20 protein-coding genes and 1 pseudogene are annotated in these 18,536 nt (G+C 68.9%); 9 read left to right on the plus strand and 12 right to left on the minus strand.

Annotation, left to right across the window (positions count from 1 at the left end; all coding sequences use genetic code 11):
- The first annotated feature begins 40 nt into the window (after positions 1-40).
- Positions 41-1,369 carry an Nramp family divalent metal transporter gene (locus StrepF001_RS29235; protein WP_129801203.1) on the plus strand — a complete coding sequence of 443 codons (1,329 nt, stop codon included), beginning with the start codon at positions 41-43 and terminating at the stop codon, positions 1,367-1,369.
- Between the two features lie 24 nt (positions 1,370-1,393).
- On the opposite strand, the gene StrepF001_RS29240 is transcribed toward StrepF001_RS29235, so the two are convergent.
- The 4 genes from StrepF001_RS29240 to StrepF001_RS29255 all read right to left on the minus strand — a co-directional run bounded on the left by StrepF001_RS29240 (position 1,394) and on the right by StrepF001_RS29255 (position 4,367).
- Positions 1,394-2,665, minus strand: coding sequence for a hypothetical protein (locus tag StrepF001_RS29240; RefSeq protein WP_129801204.1), 1,272 nt, complete (start codon positions 2,663-2,665; stop codon positions 1,394-1,396).
- 51 nt (positions 2,666-2,716) lie between these two features.
- Complete coding sequence (locus tag StrepF001_RS29245; protein WP_129801205.1) at positions 2,717-3,223, minus strand: SigE family RNA polymerase sigma factor; 507 nt, start codon at positions 3,221-3,223, stop codon at positions 2,717-2,719.
- Between the two features lie 88 nt (positions 3,224-3,311).
- Entirely contained in the window at positions 3,312-3,503 is a 192-nt protein-coding gene (locus StrepF001_RS29250) for a hypothetical protein (protein WP_129801206.1), read from the minus strand.
- Positions 3,504-3,515: 12 nt separating this feature from the next.
- A complete protein-coding gene (locus tag StrepF001_RS29255; protein ID WP_129801207.1) occupies positions 3,516-4,367 on the minus strand; it encodes a helix-turn-helix transcriptional regulator in 852 nt (283 codons plus the stop codon).
- 255 nt (positions 4,368-4,622) lie between these two features.
- On the opposite strand from StrepF001_RS29255, the pseudogene StrepF001_RS29260 reads away from it, so the two are divergent.
- Positions 4,623-5,116, plus strand: a pseudogene (locus StrepF001_RS29260) (ATP-binding protein).
- A gap of 327 nt (positions 5,117-5,443) precedes the next feature.
- Here StrepF001_RS29260 and StrepF001_RS29265 read toward each other — a convergent pair.
- The 8 genes from StrepF001_RS29265 to StrepF001_RS29300 form a co-directional block, all read right to left on the minus strand.
- On the minus strand, positions 5,444-5,770 hold the full coding sequence (locus StrepF001_RS29265) for a hypothetical protein (protein WP_129801362.1): 327 nt from the start codon (positions 5,768-5,770) through the stop codon (positions 5,444-5,446).
- A 452-nt stretch (positions 5,771-6,222) separates the two neighbouring features.
- Positions 6,223-6,729: a DUF1266 domain-containing protein gene (locus StrepF001_RS29270; RefSeq protein ID WP_346656967.1), complete on the minus strand. Its 507-nt coding sequence runs from the start codon at positions 6,727-6,729 to the stop codon at positions 6,223-6,225.
- Positions 6,730-6,742: 13 nt separating this feature from the next.
- Positions 6,743-7,231: an SseB family protein gene (locus StrepF001_RS29275; protein ID WP_240797730.1), complete on the minus strand. Its 489-nt coding sequence runs from the start codon at positions 7,229-7,231 to the stop codon at positions 6,743-6,745.
- A gap of 122 nt (positions 7,232-7,353) precedes the next feature.
- A complete protein-coding gene (locus tag StrepF001_RS29280; RefSeq protein WP_206306978.1) occupies positions 7,354-9,000 on the minus strand; it encodes a glycoside hydrolase family 18 protein in 1,647 nt (548 codons plus the stop codon).
- A gap of 216 nt (positions 9,001-9,216) precedes the next feature.
- Complete coding sequence (locus tag StrepF001_RS29285) at positions 9,217-9,606, minus strand: hypothetical protein (RefSeq protein ID WP_129801210.1); 390 nt, start codon at positions 9,604-9,606, stop codon at positions 9,217-9,219.
- Between the two features lie 3 nt (positions 9,607-9,609).
- The gene (locus StrepF001_RS29290) at positions 9,610-10,035 is read right to left on the minus strand and encodes a DUF3592 domain-containing protein (protein ID WP_129801211.1); all 426 of its coding nucleotides are present in this window, start codon (positions 10,033-10,035) and stop codon (positions 9,610-9,612) included.
- A gap of 3 nt (positions 10,036-10,038) precedes the next feature.
- Positions 10,039-10,593, minus strand: coding sequence for a hypothetical protein (locus StrepF001_RS29295; protein WP_129801212.1), 555 nt, complete (start codon positions 10,591-10,593; stop codon positions 10,039-10,041).
- A gap of 21 nt (positions 10,594-10,614) precedes the next feature.
- Positions 10,615-12,177: a hypothetical protein gene (locus tag StrepF001_RS29300; RefSeq protein ID WP_129801213.1), complete on the minus strand. Its 1,563-nt coding sequence runs from the start codon at positions 12,175-12,177 to the stop codon at positions 10,615-10,617.
- Between the two features lie 365 nt (positions 12,178-12,542).
- Between StrepF001_RS29300 and StrepF001_RS29305 the strand changes: the two genes are divergently transcribed.
- The 7 genes from StrepF001_RS29305 (at position 12,543) to StrepF001_RS29335 (ending at position 18,524) form a co-directional block, all read left to right on the plus strand.
- On the plus strand, positions 12,543-13,364 hold the full coding sequence (locus tag StrepF001_RS29305; RefSeq protein WP_240797743.1) for a hypothetical protein: 822 nt from the start codon (positions 12,543-12,545) through the stop codon (positions 13,362-13,364).
- A 118-nt stretch (positions 13,365-13,482) separates the two neighbouring features.
- Positions 13,483-14,190 carry a Flp pilus assembly protein CpaB gene (gene cpaB, locus StrepF001_RS29310; protein ID WP_129801215.1) on the plus strand — a complete coding sequence of 236 codons (708 nt, stop codon included), beginning with the start codon at positions 13,483-13,485 and terminating at the stop codon, positions 14,188-14,190.
- Positions 14,191-14,197: 7 nt separating this feature from the next.
- The gene (locus tag StrepF001_RS29315; RefSeq protein WP_129801216.1) at positions 14,198-15,451 is read left to right on the plus strand and encodes an AAA family ATPase; all 1,254 of its coding nucleotides are present in this window, start codon (positions 14,198-14,200) and stop codon (positions 15,449-15,451) included.
- Positions 15,448-15,834: a TadE family protein gene (locus StrepF001_RS29320; protein WP_129801217.1), complete on the plus strand. Its 387-nt coding sequence runs from the start codon at positions 15,448-15,450 to the stop codon at positions 15,832-15,834. Before StrepF001_RS29315 ends, StrepF001_RS29320 begins: the two co-directional genes overlap by 4 nt.
- A 1-nt stretch (position 15,835) precedes the next feature.
- Positions 15,836-16,210 carry a TadE family protein gene (locus StrepF001_RS29325; RefSeq protein WP_129801218.1) on the plus strand — a complete coding sequence of 125 codons (375 nt, stop codon included), beginning with the start codon at positions 15,836-15,838 and terminating at the stop codon, positions 16,208-16,210.
- Between the two features lie 16 nt (positions 16,211-16,226).
- On the plus strand, positions 16,227-17,564 hold the full coding sequence (locus StrepF001_RS29330; RefSeq protein WP_129801219.1) for a CpaF family protein: 1,338 nt from the start codon (positions 16,227-16,229) through the stop codon (positions 17,562-17,564).
- A gap of 15 nt (positions 17,565-17,579) precedes the next feature.
- Positions 17,580-18,524 carry a type II secretion system F family protein gene (locus StrepF001_RS29335; RefSeq protein ID WP_129801220.1) on the plus strand — a complete coding sequence of 315 codons (945 nt, stop codon included), beginning with the start codon at positions 17,580-17,582 and terminating at the stop codon, positions 18,522-18,524.
- The last annotated feature ends 12 nt before the right edge of the window (positions 18,525-18,536 follow it).

Consider the following 18,536-nt stretch of genomic DNA (forward strand, 5'->3'; position numbering starts at 1 on the left):
CCTCTTGTCGCCCGGCCACCCATGGGCTTACTTGACCTTTATGGCGGACACCACGGGAAACACCAGTGACACCGGCGCACCATCGGCCCAGAGCCCCAACAACACCCCCCGTAAATCCAGTTGGAAGTACATCGGCCCCGGCATCGTCGTCGCGGCGACCGGCGTCGGGGCCGGTGACCTGGTGGCCACGCTCATCGCGGGCAGCAACTTCGGCTACACCCTGCTGTGGGCCGCGGTCATCGGCTGCCTGGTGAAGATCTCCCTCGCGGAGGCGGCCGGCCGCTGGCACCTGTCCACCGGCCGCACTCTCTTCGACGGCTGGGCGAGCCTGGGCCGCTGGACCACGTACTTCTTCGTCGTCTACGTCGTGATCTGGGGCTTCGTCTACGGCGCGGCGGCGATGTCGTCCAGCGCGCTGCCGCTGCAGGCGCTGTTCCCGGACGTCATGGACCTCAAGTGGTGGGGCATCGCCTGCGGTCTCGTGGGCCTGGTCTTCGTCTGGTTCAACAAGTACGCCGTCTTCGAGAAGGTCATGACGGTCCTGGTCGGCGTCATGTTCGTCGTCACCGTCTACCTGGCGATCCGGGTCACCCCGAATCTCGGGGACGCCTTCGCGGGCCTCCTCCCCGTCCTGCCCGACGAGAAGGACTCGATCCTCAACACCCTCGGCCTGATCGGCGGCGTCGGCGGCACCATCACGCTGGCTGCGTACGGCTACTGGGTCAATGCCAAGGGCTGGACCAACACCGGCTGGATGAAGGTCATGCGCCTGGACAACCGGGTCGCCTACGCCACCACCGGCGTCTTCGTCGTCTCGATGCTCTTCGTCGGCGCCGAGCTGCTGCACGCCGCGAACATCGCCATCGAGAGCGGCGACAAGGGCCTGATCCAGCTCGGCGACATCCTGGAGGACGAATACGGCACCGCGACGGCCAAGTTCTTCCTGATCGGCTTCTTCGCCACCTCCTTCACCTCCCTGATCGGCGTCTGGCACGGCGTGAGCCTGATGTTCGCGGACTTCGTGGCGCGCTACCGCCGCCGCGACGCCGCCAAGGGCGAGGAGATTGCGTCGGGCGAGCGGGAGCGCTCCTGGCCGTTCCGCGCGTACCTGCTGTGGCTGACGTTCCCGCCGATCGTCCTGCTCTTCCAGGGCCAGCCGTTCCGCCTGGTCGTCATCTACGGCGTGCTGGGCGCGGCGTTCCTCCCCTTCCTCGCCGGCACCCTGATCTGGCTCCTGAACTCCGACCGCGCACCCCGCGAGTGGCGCAACGGGTGGGTGAGCAACGGCATGCTCGTCATCGCGGGGCTGCTGTTCCTGGTGCTGTGCGTGAAGCAGATCTGGGACCAGCCGTGGTCGGAGTTCTTCTAGCGGTTATCGGAGTTCTTCCAGCGGTTACAGGAGGTCGGCCCACTTCGGGCTGAGGGCGATCTCCCGAAGCTGCTCCATGGTCAGGGCGGGCGTCTCGCGGGTGGCGGCGCTGTGCTGGTCGGCGGCGTTGAAGGCGCTGACGGCCACGCGCAGACCGTCCTTCCTGAGGGTGTCGGCGGTCCACATCACGACCCCGTCGACGCCCTTGTCGCCGGATCCCTCCCGGGTGACGACCTTCGTGCCGTCTTCCAGGGTCTCGGCCTCGGAGCCGAAGAGCTCGGCCTCGATGTCGGACATGCCGGGCTGCACGTCGACCTGGACGAGGCTCCTGCCCGTGCCGTCGTCGAGGACGACGTACGAGTACGACGACCCCTTGTCGACCACCTCGACGTCGTCCGGGAGCAGCTCGGTGAGCGTCGTCACGATGTCGGCGCCCTTGGGAGGCTCGGGCAGCGTGGGCGCTTCCGGGGCCGGCTTGCCCCCCTTCGGGCTCTCGGGGATGGCGTCGACGACAGCACGCCACTCCGGAGCCGTGACGACCTTCTTCAACTGAGCCGGGGACAGCGGCGGTTCGTCCCTGGAGACCGGCTTGTCCTTCTCGGCGGCGGAGTTCCACTCGCTCACGCTGACCTGCTGCCCCTCGGGCGTGACGAGCTCCGCGTGCCAGTGCTTGGTGTCGACGCGGCGGTCCGGATACTCGTACCCCTGGAAGATCATGAGCAGCGAGCCGTCGCCCAGCCTCGTCGTGCGGCAACTGTCGTACGGCACCACCGCCTTGTCCGGGCAGGTCGTCGTCTCACGGGCCTGATCGCTGCCCGGCTCGACCCGGCTCAGGCTGACACCGATCGCCGCCGGGCCCTTGCCGTCGTCGTACACGAGGTGGGCGTACGGCCCAGGCAACTCGTTCGTGCCGCGCGCCGACTCGGCGCTGAACTCCCCGTCGGGAAGGTACTTCTTCAGCGTCTTGAGCAGCTCGTCGCCTGAGACGGGGGCGGGCGTGGACGAGGCGGGCGCCGGGGAGCCGTTCCGCCCCACGGACTGCTGCGAGGTCCCGCTGCCGTCCGTGCCGTTCCCGGGCAGGACCAGCGCCCCGGTCACGCCCACGAGGGCGATGCTCGCGACGCCGCCGAAGACCGCGGCCCGGCGGCGCAGCCGCAGCCTGCGCCCGCGGGCCTGACCGGCGGCGATCAGGGCGGGGCGGTCGGTGTCGAAGGTGTCCCCGGTCTGCCGCAGGGCTGCACCGAGCCGGTCCTCGAAGGGGTCGTCGAAGGGGTCGTCGTGGTGTGGAGTGGGCATGGCGAATCACCGTTTCTCAAGAGACGCGCGGATGAATTGAGGCGTACGGGTTCAGGGGGTCACGTACTCGCCGAGGTCCTCGCCCAGAAGCTCCCGCATCCGGGCGAGCGCACGGACGCAACGCGTCCGCACGGCAGCCGAACTGGCGTTGAGTACGTCGGCGGTCTCCTCGATGCTGCGGTCCTCCCAGTAGCGCAGCACGACCACCGCCCGGTCCTTGGCAGGCAGCCGGGCGAGGGCCTCCAGCAGGGTCAGCCGCAGGGAGGCGTCACCGGCGCCCGCGTCGGGCCGGTCCGGCAGTACGTCCATGGCGCGCTCGGTACTGCTCCGCCGCCGCTGATGGGCGAGGAACGTACGGGTCAGCACGGTCTGCGCGTACGCGGCGGGGTTCCCCACCCGCGCAACGCGCCCCCATCTGACGTACAGCCGCCCGAGGGTCTCCTGCACCAGATCCTCGGCGAGATACGTGTCCCCCGCGGTGAGCAGACACGCGGACCGGTACAGATGCCCGGCACGCGCCGCCGCGAACTCCGCGTACTCGTCCCCGCGGACCTGCATCGTTGTCCCCCCGTCGTAGGCGCCGTCACTTCATTGATGCGGCGGGCCCGGGGAAATGTTTCACGCCGGTCTCACGTTTTTCGAAGTCTCAGAGCAGGTGGTCGGCCTTCCCGGCCTTGATGTCGAGGATGAGGCGGCGGAGGGCTTCACGGCTGTCGGTGAGGTAGGAGTCCTCGGCACCGGCGACGGCTATGTAGGCGTTGCCTTGGGGGTCGGTGCCTAGGCGGAAGCAGCTGGCTCCCTCGCCGCAGAACGGCTCTTCCCAGGCGATGTCGTTCATCGGGGGGTCTCCTCACAGACTGTTGGCGATGTCCCGAATGAAGTCGCGCGACTCCTCCTGCGACAGCGCGATGCGCTCCATCCAGTCCAGGTGCGTACGGTACTTGGCCAACTGCATGTCCCCACTGAGGAATTCCGGCCCGTGACTGCTGTCGATCTGAACGGTGTCCAGCTGGGGAACCGGACCCTCGAGGAAGTTGAAGGTCTGTCCCGAGCCGGGGAACGTACCAGCGGCGAACGGAATCACCAGCAGCCGTACCGCAGGTCGCTCCGAGACGGCCAGCAGATGCTCGAGCTGAGCGCGAGCCACCTTCCGCCCGCCGAACTGCATACGCAGAGCGGCCTCGTGCACAACGGCGATGTACTCGGTCGGGTTGTCGCCGTCCAGCACTTGCTGCCGCTCCACGCGGTACGCCAGCCGCAGCGCGACTTCGTGCTCGGGAAGCGGCGGCAGTACGGCCCGGAAGAGCTCGAGAGCGTGGTCGCTGGTCTGCAGCAGGCCGGGGATGTGGGCGATATGGGCCGTCCGCATCCGTGTCGCGAACGCCTCGAACTCGGCGATGTCCAGCAGCCCGGCGGCGAGTGAGCCCCGATAACGCTCCCACCACCCATGTCCGTTGGGTCGGGCCATGCTCACCAGGGCTGCCACATACGCCTGATCCGAGTAGTCGCAGTTGCAGGCGAGGGTGCGCAGCCGCTCCTCGCTGATCGTGCGGATGCCCGTCTCGATGTTGGAGATCTTCGCCCGGTCGAGACCGAGCAGCCCGGCAGCCTGGTCGGCCGTTATTCCCGCCGCCACCCGCATCTTCCGCAACTCGCTGCCCAGACGCTTCTGACGCTCGGTGGGTGTCGTCCTCGGTGGCATGCCTTTCCTTCCCTACAGCTCGTCAGCAGTCTGCCGCCAACCGGTGCCGACGACCTACGATCGGGTCAATTTCTCCAAGCGCGTGGCAATGTAACCAAGTGACATCCTACAGTCAGTGACGCACCTGCTACTCGCAGCAGTTGGCAGTGCATCGCGCGAGCCTGCCCGCAACCTCCTGCCCTGGGAGGGGCGACCCGCGCCAGGGAGACGAGCCACCGACTGCTGCCCACCCCGCACTGAATCAAGGAGACCCGCATGCCGGCATCCCGCTGCCCCCTCGCCCCCACCTACCCGGCGGACCCCACCGCCCCACTCCCGAAACCCTGGCCTACAGCTTCACGCTCCCCGCAGCGCTGGCCAGCCCGGCGTTGGCAAGGGCGGCGACGAGGGAGGTCCTGAAGGCGCACGGCCTGACGGACATGCTGGACCCGGCGCTACAGGCGGTAGGCGAACTGACGGCGACAGCCTGCCAGTTCACGGAGTCGGAGGACTACTACCTCTCCCTCCGCTACCGAGCCGACACCCTCCGCCTGATCGCTTACGACAGCCACCCCTGCCACACCCAACCCCACCTCGCAACGGCCTGCGACACCCGCCGCCGCGCAGCCCTCCGCGTCCTCGCCTGCGTCTGCCGGGCCTGCAACGGTGACTGGGGCTTCGGCGACTCCCGGGAACCGGGCGGCGGAACGCGGATGTGGGCGACGCTACCGAGGGCGGGCACGGCGACGTACGGCACGCCCACCGATTGACCGGCGTTCCCAAGTGACTGTCGGGGCCGCCCGCTTCTTTGTCAGTGTCGTGCTTCCACGGCCCGAGTAAAGGGCGCTGCGTTCCGCTGCGCTCCACTCCGCGTCGGCTGCGCCGATCGGCCTGCGGCCGACCCTTGACTCGGCTCGTTCCAGCACGGGTGAGAAGCGAGCGAGCGGCCCGGAAAGGCGGGTGCCCAGGTCGGTCGACCTTTCGGGTGGGGCTGGTGGCGCCGGGTTGGGGCGCGTCAGCGCCTCGCAGGCACGCCGGGTGGGCTTAGCGGCTTGCGGCCGGTGGGCGGTGGCAGCGCCTGGGGCCGTCCGGGCCTCTCAGTAGCCGAACTCAGGTGCCTGATAGGGAACCCACCAACTGGTCAGACCCCAGATTCCCAGGGCGGCCGCGGTGACGGCGACCAGGGCGGCGAGCCACGGACGATGGAACCGGCGCAAGGTGAGCATCCAGAAGGCGAGCGGCACCAGGGCGCCTCCCGCGGCGACCAGCGGCAGGTCGACGTAGAGCACACTGAGGTCCCGGTGGATTCCCTCGAATCCACCCTCCACGTTGACCCGCGCCAGCGGTGCCCAGGCCAGCAGCGCCGCTGCAGCACCCAGACCGGCGACGAGGAAACCGCCGAGGCCCTTGATCTCTTCCTTCACAACAGGTCGGACGCCGCAGCCCTGCTCGCAGTTCCCCGAGTCGGCCGACTCCCCTACGCGCGGGGAGGCCGGCCGCTGGTGGGCGAGCCAGGTGATCGCACGGCGCTGCAGGTCGTCCAGCAAGAAACCCGACCGGCCACCGGTGAGGCAGTGGCCGGTCGAGCTCCGCAACCAGCAGGCCTACCTCAACCTCAGCCGGGAACGGACATCAGCCCACAAACCAGCTCTGACTGATTGCTGAGCGTCCCTGGAGCTCCGATGCCAGGCGCTGGCGCTGGAACAGTAATTGGCCGCTTTGGGCCACCCAGGGGGAGAGAAAGCCCAGGTGGGACTGCCTGCCCGTGACCCAAATCGGCCAATTACCTGCTGGGGTGCGGTCCGTGAGGCTGGTGTGACGACCGTGACTTGCGAGCGCCCCCGGCGAATCCGCCCGCACCCCGCACCCGCACCCCTCACCCCGCCTTCCGCCGGGGAAAGCCGCTATGCCGACCCGGCCTGCCCCGACCACCCACCGCCCGCAGGCCGCTAAGCCCACCCGGCGTGCCGCCGGCGGAGAATTCCGGCCAGGAACGGTAGGAGAGGGCGGCCTTCCGACCGGCTTCGATGACGGCGGACTCGGCCTCCTGCAATGTGCCGTACCGGGCGCCGAGTCCCCACCGGGCCATCTTTGAGGCGCGGCCGAGATCCCAGGCGTCAACGGAGGTCACATACCGGTTCTCGTCCAGTACGCCGTCGGCGCGCATCCGGGCCTCGTACCGAGTGATCCGCCCGATGAGTCGTTGCACGCCCTCGATCTGCGCCTCAGTCTCTGACTCGGGACGGGCATCGTTCTTCGTGACGCCGTCGGGTCCCAGGACCGTGGAGCCGGCGGCCTTGGCGCGCAGGACTTTGCCAACGGCCTGCCGCCAGTACCCGATGTCGACGAAGTCCCCGCCGTCGGCCCCAGCGGAATCAGCCACGACTGACCGTCGCTCACGCCGACCTCCCCCGATTCCGGTACGAGATGTGCAGCACCTGCTCGGTCTTGGTGGCGGACGACGCCAGCCGCACCGTGTGCTCGGCGGCCGGGTCCAGCCACACATCAACCCCCGGCGGCAGCAGGTTCAGCACGTCCGCACCGGTGGTCGAGAACCAGGCGCCCTCGCCCACGAACAGAGCGAATTGCTCCAGCGACGAGAACACGGGCACCAACCGGACCGGCGGGTCAGCCTCCTCGGACGGCCCGTCGATGAGGTCCAGGAGCCGGGACCGGGGTGGCGCGCCGTCGCTCCCCGCCGGTACGGGGACTGTCAAGAAACCGGGCTCCTCAGGGCGTTCGCAGTACAGCCGAGCCTGGAGGAACGCCTCGAACACGTCCTGCGGTGACGCCTCCCCACCCTTCGCCCGCCGCACCGCGTCGACCAACTCGGCCGCAACACTTGACTCTTCCGGCCTTGGTATGCCGCCCCCGTCCGCACACATGTGCCCAAAGATCACACAGCTCGATTACGGATTGCAACGCGGCTTTCCGACAACACCAACGTGATCCCCACGACAGCGCCGGCCGCATCGGGACATGCGGCCGGCGCCAGGAAGGGTGAGGATCACGGCAGTGCGTGCACGTGCGGCCCCACCGCGTTCGACCAGGCGTTCCCCGCCGTCGCGTCCCAGTTTGTCGACCACGTCATCGCGCCGCGCAGGTCGGGATACGTCCTCGACGGCTTGAAGCTGCCGCACCCGGTCCCCCGAGTCAGGCAGTCAAGCGCGTTGTTCACCACCGACGGTGACACATACCCACTGCCCGCGCCCCGCGTCGATGCCGGCAACCCCAACCCCACCTGGGACGGAGCCAGACCACCCTCCAGCTGAATGCAGGCCAGCGCGGTCAGGAAGTCCACCGAGCCCTGGCTGTAGACCTTGCCGTCGCAGCCGAGCATCGAACCGCTGTTGTAGTACTGCATGTTGACGACCGTGAGGATGTCCTTCACGTTCAGGGCCGTCTGGAAGTACGAGTTCGACGTCGACTGCATGTCGATGGTCTGCGGGGCCATCGTGAGGATCATCGACGGGCCCGCCTTCGCGGACAGCGAGCGCAGTGCCTGCGTCATGTACGTCGCGTTCAGGCCGTTCTCCAGATCGATGTCGACGCCGTCGAAGCCGTACGTCTGCATCAGCCCGTACGCCGAGTTCGCGAAGTTCGTCGCCGACGTCGCGTCGTTGACCGTGACCGTGCCGCGCTCGCCGCCCACCGAGATGATCACCTTCTTGCCGGCGGCCTGCTTGGCGCGGATGTCGGCCTTGAACTGGTCCACCGTGTAGCCGCCGAGGCCCGCCGAGTCCAGGTTGAAGGTGACCGCGCCCGGCGTCCCCGTCGCGTCGGCGAAGGCCACCGCGATGATGTCGTACTGGGACTGGACGTCCGCCAGCCGCTGCACGGTCGCGCCGTTGTTGAAGTTCTGCCAGTAGCCCGTCACCGCGTGCCGGGGGAGATCGGAGCCGGTATCGCCCGTCGGTGCCGTGGTGCCTGTCACGGTCGCCGACTTCGGTGACTCACCGGCCGCGTTCGTCGCCGTGACCTGGAAGGAGTACGACGTCGAGGCGGCGAGGCCGGTCACCGTCGCCGATGTGCCGGTCACCGCGGTCACCTTCGTGCCGTTGCGGTAGACGTTGTAGCCGGTCGCCCCGGAGACCGTGTTCCACGCCAGCGACACGGACGAGGACGTCGTACCGGATACCGAAAGACCGCTCGGCGCGCCCGGGATCGTCGGGGCCGGGTCGCCTCCCCCGCCGCCGTCGGGGCCGTGGACCGAGATGTCGTCGGCGTGGTAGGCCGCCTGGCCGTACCAGCCGTGGGTGTAGATGGTCACCGATCGCGTGGAGGAGCCCGTCGAGAACGTGGTCGACAGTTGTTTCCACGTCGTCGAGTCCGGTGTCCATGTCGACACGTCCGTCGTGCCCGTGCCGGTGACACCCAGATAGGTGTAGCCGCCCTGGACCCATCCGCTCAGTGTGTACGTCGAGTTGGGCTGTACCGCCACGGTCTGGGTGCAGCGGGCGTTGTCCTGCCCGGCCGGGGTCGCCTTGAGTGCGGCGGTGCCGCTGTGCACCGGGGACGAGACGGTCGTACCGCTGTTCGCTGAACAGGTCCAGTTGCTCAGGCCCGACTCGAAGCCGGCGTTCTTGGCGTTGTTGACGTCGGCGGCGGACGCCTGGCCGATCGTCGGCACGGTGAGGGCGAGAGCGGCGGTCACCGCCCCCGACCATATGCGTATCCATCTCCGTCTGCGTGCGCGGTCCACTGGGGCCTCCGGTGGGGGAGTGGGGTGTTCCGGTCTTCCGGTACGGCGGTGGCCACCGTTGGCCTACAAGTTGGTCCAGACCAATTCAACTGTCAAGAGGTCCAGGCCAATTCGCCCGTCAGGAGACCCACACCAGTTCGGCCGTCAGGCCGCCCAGTCAACTCACCGTCAGGACGCCCACACCAACCTGTCCAGCAGCAACCCCACCGCACACCCCGCCAGCAGCACCCCCGTCGACATCCACAGCGCCAGGCTCGCCACACCCACCACGTCCCACCGCAGCGTCACCGTCAGCAGCTGTGCCGCCGCCGGTACCACGCACGCCGCCGCCACATGCCGGGCCGGGATCTCCCGCCACGGCTGCGGATGCACCCGCGCGGCCGCCCAGGTCGCCAGCACCACACAGACGAGGTTCGGCAAGTGGACGAGGGCCAGTGCCGCGCCGAAGGAGTCGACCCCCGACGGGCCGACGAAATTGTCGTGGATCAGGGTCATCTGGACGTACTCGGTGAGGACCAGGACCACGATGCCCGCGGCCCAGGACCGGACGAGAGCCATGGGTCAGCCTCCGAAGACCTCGTGGAGCAGCAGCGTCGTGAAGCCGAGGGCCGCCATCCCGCAACCCGCCGTCAGCGCGAGGGACTGCAGGATCGGGGACCAGCTGTCCCGGCTGGCGACCGTTGCCGTTCCCTGTGGGTCGCGGGGGTCGTAGGTGACGGTGACCGGTGTGCCCTTCGCCGTCGACCAGGCCGCCAGGTCCTCGAACTCGATGCGGGTGCCGTCCGCCGTCACGAACGTGAAGAAGTGCCGCTTGGCGTCCGACTCGTGGGGCTCCCACTCCACGCGGACGCATTCACCGTCCGTGCGCACCCCGTGTCGCAGTACGCGCGCGACGGTGAGCAGTCGCCGGGCGTATTTGAGTGACAGCGCGCCGAAGAAGGCGGCCAGGAGGGTGAGGACGACATAGCCGGCGCCGGGAACCTCCATCGGCTAGTGCACCTCCACCGAGTCGATGATGCGGTCCAGGTCCGCGTCCGACAGCCTGCCTTCGGCCGCGTCGATGCGGATCGCGAACGTCGTGTCGGTCGAGTCCAGGCCGGTCAGGATCACGCCCTCGATCGGGGTGCCCTTGGGCGGGTCGGAGTCCTCGCCGGTGGACTTGAACGTGAAGTCGATCCGCTTGGCGTCGTCCGTGCCGGTCAGCTCCACGTCCTGCTGGCCCCGTACGTCCGCGCCCATCTGGATCCCGGCCTCCGCGCCGATGGCCGCCTGCTCCGCCGAGTTCGCCTGCGTGAAGTCCAGCTGCACGGTGATGATCGAGACGGTGCGGCCCGATTCCGTCCGTACGGCCACCGCTGCGTTGTGCTCGGTGGGGCGCTGCTTCTCGTACGACGGTGGATACGACACGGAGACGCCCTTCGTCTTCAGCGTCCCCCAGCCGTCGGGCACGGAAGCCGCGTCCGAGTCGCCGTTCCCGCAGGCCGTGAGGGCCAGCAGCGCGGCGGTCAGCAGGCCGGCGGTCGCGAGCGTGCGGCGGGTCTTCATCGGCGGGGCTCCTGTCTCGTTTCAGTTCGCACAGTAGCTGTAGGGCACGTACGAGCGGTTGGTGCCGCGGGGCGCACCCAGGAACTGTGCGTCCGTCAGCGTCTCCGACTTCTGCTCGGTGCTGATCGACATACCCAGGCTCAGCCCGAGGTTCAGCTCGAAGCCGTACTCGGCCGCGTTGACCTCACCCGTGTAGATCATCCTGCTCGACCTGCCCTGGTCGAACATCAGCTGACCGAACGGGTCGTCCGCACCGGGGCGGGACGTCGGCGCGTGGTCGTCGAACATGTACTGGAACGGCGTGACCGCCTGCTCGTTGGTGCTGTCCAGCCACCGCTCGGCGACCGCCCGGTCCCGGTCGCCCGCGGGCCCCGGGTCGAAGGTGACGGTGTTGGTGACGACCTTGATGCCGACCGGGCTGTCGGTGCCCTTGGCGCCCGCGTTGCCGCCCCGCTTGTCGCCGTCGGGCCTGCCGTTGTCGCCGCCCACCTTGGCGCCGTCCTTCTGGCCGCCCTCCTCGACCGTGCGGGTCGTGTCGATGCGGACCAGCTTTCCGGTGGTCTTGTCGTAGGTGACGGTGATGGTGCCGGTCTGGACGGTGTGCGCCGAGTACTCGCCACTGATCAGGCCCGCCTCGTAGCCGACCTTCGTGCCGTACTCGATGGACGAGGTGTACGTGTACGCCCTGGTGTTCTTGTAGGCGTTGTCCGTCCAGGTCACGTCGGGGGAGTACTTGAAGGTGCCGCCGAGCTGCGCGCTCAGCTTCTGCTCGTCGGCCGCCGAGATCCTCATGCCGCCGGACGCGGAGGCCTCCAGGCCGACCTTGCCGTAGGTGATCTGCCGGTTGGTGCCGAGGCTGTTCTCCACGCGTTCACGGGTCTCCTCCTCGTCCTTCAGGGGTCCCGTTCCGAAGAGATAGAGGATGCTGTCGCCGACACTGGCCTCCGCGCCGCCGGGCATGGTGCGCCGCATCTCGTACATCTGCAGCTTCTCGATGTCGTCCCGGAACCTCGCCGCCTCCTCCGGGCTCTCGAAGACCCAGGTGTCACCGTTGGTGACTTTGATCCCGGCGCCGAGTTCGACCTTGTCGGTGCCGAACCTGCCCACTTTCATTCCGGGTTTGAAGTCCTTCTTCACGCCGACGGACGCCGCGTCCGTGAAGGTCAGGTAGACCAGCTCGTCCTTGTCGTCGACCGTGCCGTCGCCGTTGACGTCGGTGTTCGCCCTGAGGTGCTGCTCCTGGAAGCCGTACTCCTTGCCGATCTCCCAGAACAGGATCTTCGCCTTGGAGCCGGCCTTGTCGGTGACCGACGAGATCTGGCAGAGCGGCGGTTCGAAGTCGGCGTCGGTGAGCGGTCTGCCCGCGTCCGTGGTGGTGCCCGAGCCGCAGTTGCCGCCGCCCGTCACCTTGCAGATCTGCTCGGCGATCCGGTCGAAGATCGTCTGGCCGATTCCGGTGGCGGTGATGCCGAGGACGATGGCGACGGCCACCACGATCATGCCCAGGTACTCGGTGCCGGTGGCTCCCCGGTCATCGCATCTGTACGTCCGTATGCACGCCCGTATGCCGCCCCCGCCCGCCATACGGCACCTCCTCCAAACCCCTTGGCAACAGCGCCTTTTCGGACGGTGAGCGTAGGTGCGGAGGCGCTCGGGCGGCGTGGGCCCCTGGACCCAAACTTCAGGCCCAGCGTCAGTCCCGTTACCAGGGCCCACTCTTTTGGGTTCGGTCGGGATGCTCAACCTGCCCCGATTTGACGTGTCTTGTGCGACGACAGTTGCACGCCAGCTACGGAAACGCTGTTCTCCGGTCATCGAGGCGTGGATACAGTGCTGAGAAAGTCACGCAATGAAGTCACCTCGGTACACCGGAGTTGCGCCGGTGGGCCGACCGGGCGGGAAACGGGGAGCTGCGCGTGCCAACAGCCATTGCCGTGACCAGCGTCGACATGGCCCTGCCGGCGCAGGACGAACGCACCTTGCCCGCCGTCGTCCTGCAGGATGTACACCAGCGCCCGCTGGAACAGGCGCTCGCGGAGATGCAGACGCTGATCGAGACCCACGGCCATGTGATCGTCGTCAGCTCACGGGCCGTCCCCGCCGCGGTGGACCGGCGGCTGCACACCATCCGGTCGATCCTGGAAAGCGACCGGATCGCCCTGTTCCGCCCCGATCTTCCGCCACTCGGACTCGCGGTCCTGGCCCGGCAGTTGAGACAACTCGCCTCCTGCGACCTCACCCCCGGCGTCCTCGCCTCGGCCGGCCGGCTGCTCACCCACTACATCCACGCCGGAGCCCTCCTCGGCTCCGTCGCCCGGCTCGACCGCGTCCCCGTCAGCCTCAAGTCGCACGCCAAGTCCTGGATGCCGGGGAGCCAGTTCGGAGTGATCGCCCACCCGGAGCCGCAGCTGGTGAAGATCACCCCCGAAGCCACCCTGAACGGACCGGAGTTCGGCACCTGGATGCTTCTCGCCAAGGGCCAGCTCCAGTCGGACTGGGTCACCGCATCCCTCGCCCCGGCCTGGAAAGTGCAGGGGCTGCGCGAGGCCCAGCTGCCCGCCGAGTCGGCCGGCTGGTGGGGGACCGGCAAACTCATCGAGTTCTGCACCTACCTGCCCGACCTGTCGGTGCTCTACCAGCTGGTCAGCTCGGTACGACAGGGCCGCTGCCACTGGTGCGGCATCGACGTCATCGGCGACCGGTGCGTGTTCTGCTCCGCCGTCGCACCCGAGCACGAGCAGCCCTACGAGAACCAAATCCCCGCCGGGTGAGTCCTGAATCACAGGACACGCACGGGGCCCCGGCATCCCGCGGGGCCGCACACGACCCCTCACCGCTCACACGAACCCAGCCCACTCGACCGAGATCCCCAATGAGGTTGCACGGTTCATGAACTCCCGTCAGCGCCGCGGCGTGATACTCCTGCTTCTGTCCGTCATCTGCGCCCTCGGCGCGTTCGCGGGCGTCCTGTCCGTCATCAGCGACGTGAAGTCCAAGGTCGGTCCCGAGGTCACGGCGTACCGGCTCAAGGACAACGTGGAGCCCTACACCACGCTCACCGCGGGCCAGTTCGAGAAGATCGAGATGCCCGAGCGCTGGCTGTCGGCCAACGCGGTCACCGATCTCCGGCAGATCGAGGGCAAGACCGCCGTGACGACCCTGCGCGAGGGCTCCCTGCTGCAGAGCGACATGATCGTCGACCAGCCCGCCCTGCAGCCCGGGCAGCAGGAGGTCGCCATCATGATCGATGCGGCGACCGGGGTGGCCGGCAAGATCACGCCGAACTCCACCGTCAACGTGTACGCCACCTTCGCGGGCGAGCGTGAGGGTGACCCCGCTCAGTCCAAGATCATCGTAACAAATGCGCGGGTGATCGACGTCGGCAGGTTGACATCCCTCACCCCCGAGGAGGACGACCGCAGCCGCCGGACCACGGACGCCGTCCCCATCACTTTCGCGCTGTCCACCATCGACGCCCAGCGCCTCACCTACGCCGAGTCGTTCGCCGACCGCGTCCGGCTCGCCCTGGTCGCACCCGGCAGCGACACCACCGTCCCGGACGAGGACCGCACCTACGAACTCGCGAAGGACAAGTGAGGCCCGTATGCCCACGAGGATCCTCCCGGCGGTCGGCGACGTGGACGCGGTCCGCTCCGTCACGACCCTGCTCAGCCAGCTCCCGGACGCCGAGCCGGTGGCCCCGGTGGTCGACTCCACCCAGCTCATCGACACCCTCGCCCGGCTCGCCGCCGAATCCGTCGACGAACTGCCCGAGGTCGTGGTCGTGCACGAGCGGATCGGCCCCGTCCCGGCACTGGAGCTGATCCGCGAGGTCGCCCTGCGCTTCCCCGCCGTCGGGGTCATCCTCGTCACCTCCGACGCCGGCCCCGGCCTCTTCCAGGCCGCCATGGACTCCGGCGCCCGGGGCCTGGTCGCCCTGCCGCTGAGCTACGAAGAACTCGCCAACCGCGTCCAGGCTGTCGCCCAGTGGTCGGTCGGCGTACGCCGCCACCTCGGCCACACCGGCGATGTGTTCACCGGCGTCGGCGGCACGGTCGTCACGGTCAGCGGCGCGAAGGGCGGGGTGGGCACGACGGTGACGGCCGTCCAACTGGCGCTGGCCTCCCAGGCGTCGGGCCGCAGCACCGCCCTGGTCGACATGGACCTGCAGACCGGGGACGTGGCTTCGTACCTGGACGTCCAGTTCCGTCGCTCCGTCGTCGACCTCGCCGCCATCGCCGACATATCCCCGCGCGTCCTGGCCGACGCGGTGTTCCGGCACGACACGGGGGTCGCGCTCCTGCTCGCCCCCGGCGAGGGCGAACGCGGCGAGGAGGTCACCGACCGGGCCACCCGGCAGATCGTCAGCGCCCTGCGCTCCCGCTACGAGACCGTCGTCATCGACTGCGGTGCCCAGATGAGCGGCGCGGGCGCGGCGGCGGTGGAGATGGCCGACCGGGCGCTGCTGGTCACGACGCCGGACGTGGTCGCGGTCCGCGGCGCCAAGCGCACGGTACGGATGTGGGACCGGCTGCAGATCCGCAAGGCCGAGGAGACGACCGTCGTCGTCAACCGCAACTCACGCGCCACGGAGATCCAGCCGCCGCTCATACAGAAGATCACCGGCACGCCGGTGGCGGCCACCGCCGTCCCCGCCAACTTCAAGGAACTCCAAGGAGCCGTGGACGCGGGCCGCCTCCACGAGCTGGACAGCAAGAGCGCGGTCAAACAGGCCCTGTGGGGCCTCGCGGGCGAACTCGGGCTGGTCAAGGTCCCCGAGGCCGACCGCAAGGGCAGCCGGCTACGGGGCGACCGCGGCGCGGTGAGCTTCCGGAGGCGGAAGGACGGAGGGGGATGAACGTGCGTGCACTGCACAGACGGGACCGGGGCCAGGTCACCATCGAGTTCCTCGGCATGACCCCGCTGATCATTCTGACGCTGGTACTCCTGTGGCAGTTCGTGCTCGTGGGATACACGTTCACGCTCGCGGGGAATGCTGCCGACGAGGCGGTACGGGAGGGAACAGCGGCGGTCGACCGTCAGGCGGCCTGCGAGGAGGCGGGCCGCCGGCATCTGCCGGACGCGTGGGAGGGGGGCGCCAGCGTGCAGTGCACCACGAACGGCGGCTATGTCACGGCCGACGTCAGTCTCGAGGTGCCGGTCCTCTTCCCCGGCTCGGTCGGCTTCCCCTTCCCGGGCGTCGACGGGCATGCGGGGGCCGTGGAGGAGGAGGTGGGCTGAGATGCCGTACGAGCGATCTTCCTTCTACGGTCCTGAAGACCGCGATCGTGGCCAAGTCGCCCTCGAGTACCTCGGGTTCATCCCGATCTTGATCCTCGTCGCCATGGCCGCCGTACAGATCGGACTGATCGCCTACACGGGCCAGCAGGCCGGCACGGCCGCCCGCACCGGCGCCCGCAGCGCCTCCCTGAACGGGCCCTACGCGCAGGACTGCCAGAACGCGGTCAGCAGCTGGCTGGCCGACGGCACCGACTGCTCGAGCGCCGAGCTGGGCGACGAGGTCGAGGTCACCGCCACCGTCGACATCCCGTCGATCGTCCCCGGCTGGGACTTCGGCGACGCGAACAAGACCGCCACGATGCCGATCGACCACTGAAACAGGGAGCACGGCGATGAGCCTGCGGGCACGGATCAACTCCCCCGAGGAGAACGGCAGCAGGGGCGAGGACGGCCACCTGGTCGCCTCGTACCGCGCCAAACTCCTGGAGGAGATCGACCTCGCGGAGATGAGCTCGCTCGCGGCGGCCGAGCGCAGGGCGCGGCTGGAGCGGGTGCTCGGGCACATCATCAGCCGTGAGGGCCCGGTGCTGTCGACGGTCGAGCGCTCCCAGCTGATCCGTCGGGTCGTCGACGAGGCGCTGGGACTGGGCATCCTGGAGCCCCTGCTGGAGGACGCGTCGATCACCGAGATCATGGTGAACGGCCCGGACGCGATCTTCGTCGAGCGCGGCGGCCGGGTGGAGCAGCTGCCGCTGCGGTTCGCCTCCAACGAGCAGCTGATGCAGACCATCGAGCGGATCGTCTCGACGGTCAACCGCCGCGTGGACGAGTCGAATCCGATGGTCGACGCCCGCCTCCCGTCCGGTGAACGCGTCAACGTCATCATCCCGCCGCTGTCCCTCACCGGCGCCACCCTCACCATCCGCCGCTTCCCCCGTTCCTTCACCCTCCAGGAACTGATCAGCTTCGGCTCGCTGGACGAGCACATGCTGTACCTGCTGGCCGGGCTGGTGCAGGCCAGGTTCAACATCATCGTGTCCGGGGCGACCGGCACCGGAAAGACGACCCTGCTCAACGCCCTCTCCGGCCTCATCCCCGAGACCGAACGCATCATCACCATCGAGGACTCCGCCGAACTCCAGCTCCAGCAGCAGCACGTCATCCGGCTCGAGTCGCGTCCGCCGAACGTCGAGGGCCAGGGCCAGGTGACGATCCGCGACCTGGTCCGCAACTCGCTGCGCATGCGCCCCGACCGGATCGTCGTCGGTGAGGTCCGTGGCGGCGAGTCGCTGGACATGCTCCAGGCGATGTCGACCGGCCACGACGGCTCGCTGGCCACGGTCCACGCCAACAGCGCCGAGGACGCGCTGATGCGCCTGCAGACCCTCGCCTCCATGTCCGACGTCGAAATCCCCTTCGTCGCCCTGCACGACCAGATCAACAGCGCCGTCGACGTGATCGTCCAGCTCACCCGGTTCGCCGACGGCGCCCGCCGGGTCACCGAGATCGCGCTGCTCGACAGCCACGGCAGCGAGCCCTACCGGCTGGCCACCGTCGCCCGCTTCAACGCCCAGCCCATGGCCGCCGACGGCCGTATCTACGGATCCTTCGAGTACTTCCCCCTCACCCGCCGCACCGCCGACCGCCTCTACATGGCGAGCCAGCCCATACCCCAGGCCTTCGGCGTGGCCCAGTCCGCAGACCAGCTAGCCACCCGAGAAGCCAGGTAGGCAGGAACCGTCCCCATGGAACTCCAGACCGTCGTCACGCTCACCACCGGCATCACCCTGCTGACCTGCGTCCTCGCCGTGGCCGGACTGCACGCCTACGCCATGGGCAAGGCCCAGCGCCAGGCACTGGTCGACCGCCTGTCGTCCACCGGCCAGATCCCGGTGGCCGGCCGCCGGCGCCACTTCCCGACCCTGGACCGCCGGCTGCGCCGCACCAAGCTGGGCAGGAAGCTGGAGCTGCGGCTGGCGGCAACGGGCCTGGACATCACACCGGGCGAGTTCTTCGCGGCCATGCTCGCCACGGTCGCGGGTCTGTGGCTGATCGGCCAGGCCACCCTGGCCCCCTTCTTCGGCCCCATCGCCGGACTGCTGGGCGTCTGGGTGGCGCTGCAGTTCCTCAACTGGCAGCGTCAGAAACGCATCGAGAAGTTCATCAACCAACTCCCCGAACTGGCCCGCATCCTGGCCAACGCCACCCAGGCCGGCCTCGCCCTGCGCACCGCGATCGGTATGGCGGCGGAGGAGCTGGAGGCTCCCGCGGGCGAGGAACTGGCCAAGGTGGCCAACCAGTTGGCGGTGGGCGCGTCGATGGACGACGCGCTGGGGGAGCTGGCTGACCGGCTCCCCTCGCGTGAGCTGGTGGTGCTGGTCACCACGCTGGTGCTGTCCAACCGGGCGGGCGGTCAGGTGGTCAGCGCGCTCAGAAACCTGACCGAGACGCTGGAGGAGCGCAAGGAGACCCGACGGGAGATCCGCACCCAGCTCTCGCAGGTGAGCATGACGTCGTATGCGGTCCCGGTGATGGGCGTCGGCTCCCTCTTCCTGATGAACGGCGTCAAGGACGGAGCCCTGGACCGTATGACGGCCTCCCCGGTCGGCCAGGCATGCGTGATCATCGCGTTCGCGCTGTACGCCGTCGGCTTCGTCCTGATCCGCCGTATGTCCCGCATCGACGTCTGAGACGGAGGGGTA

The sequence above is a fragment of the Streptomyces sp. F001 genome, from assembly GCF_004187715.1.
GTDB classification, from domain to species: Bacteria; Actinomycetota; Actinomycetes; order Streptomycetales; family Streptomycetaceae; genus Streptomyces; species Streptomyces flavusporus.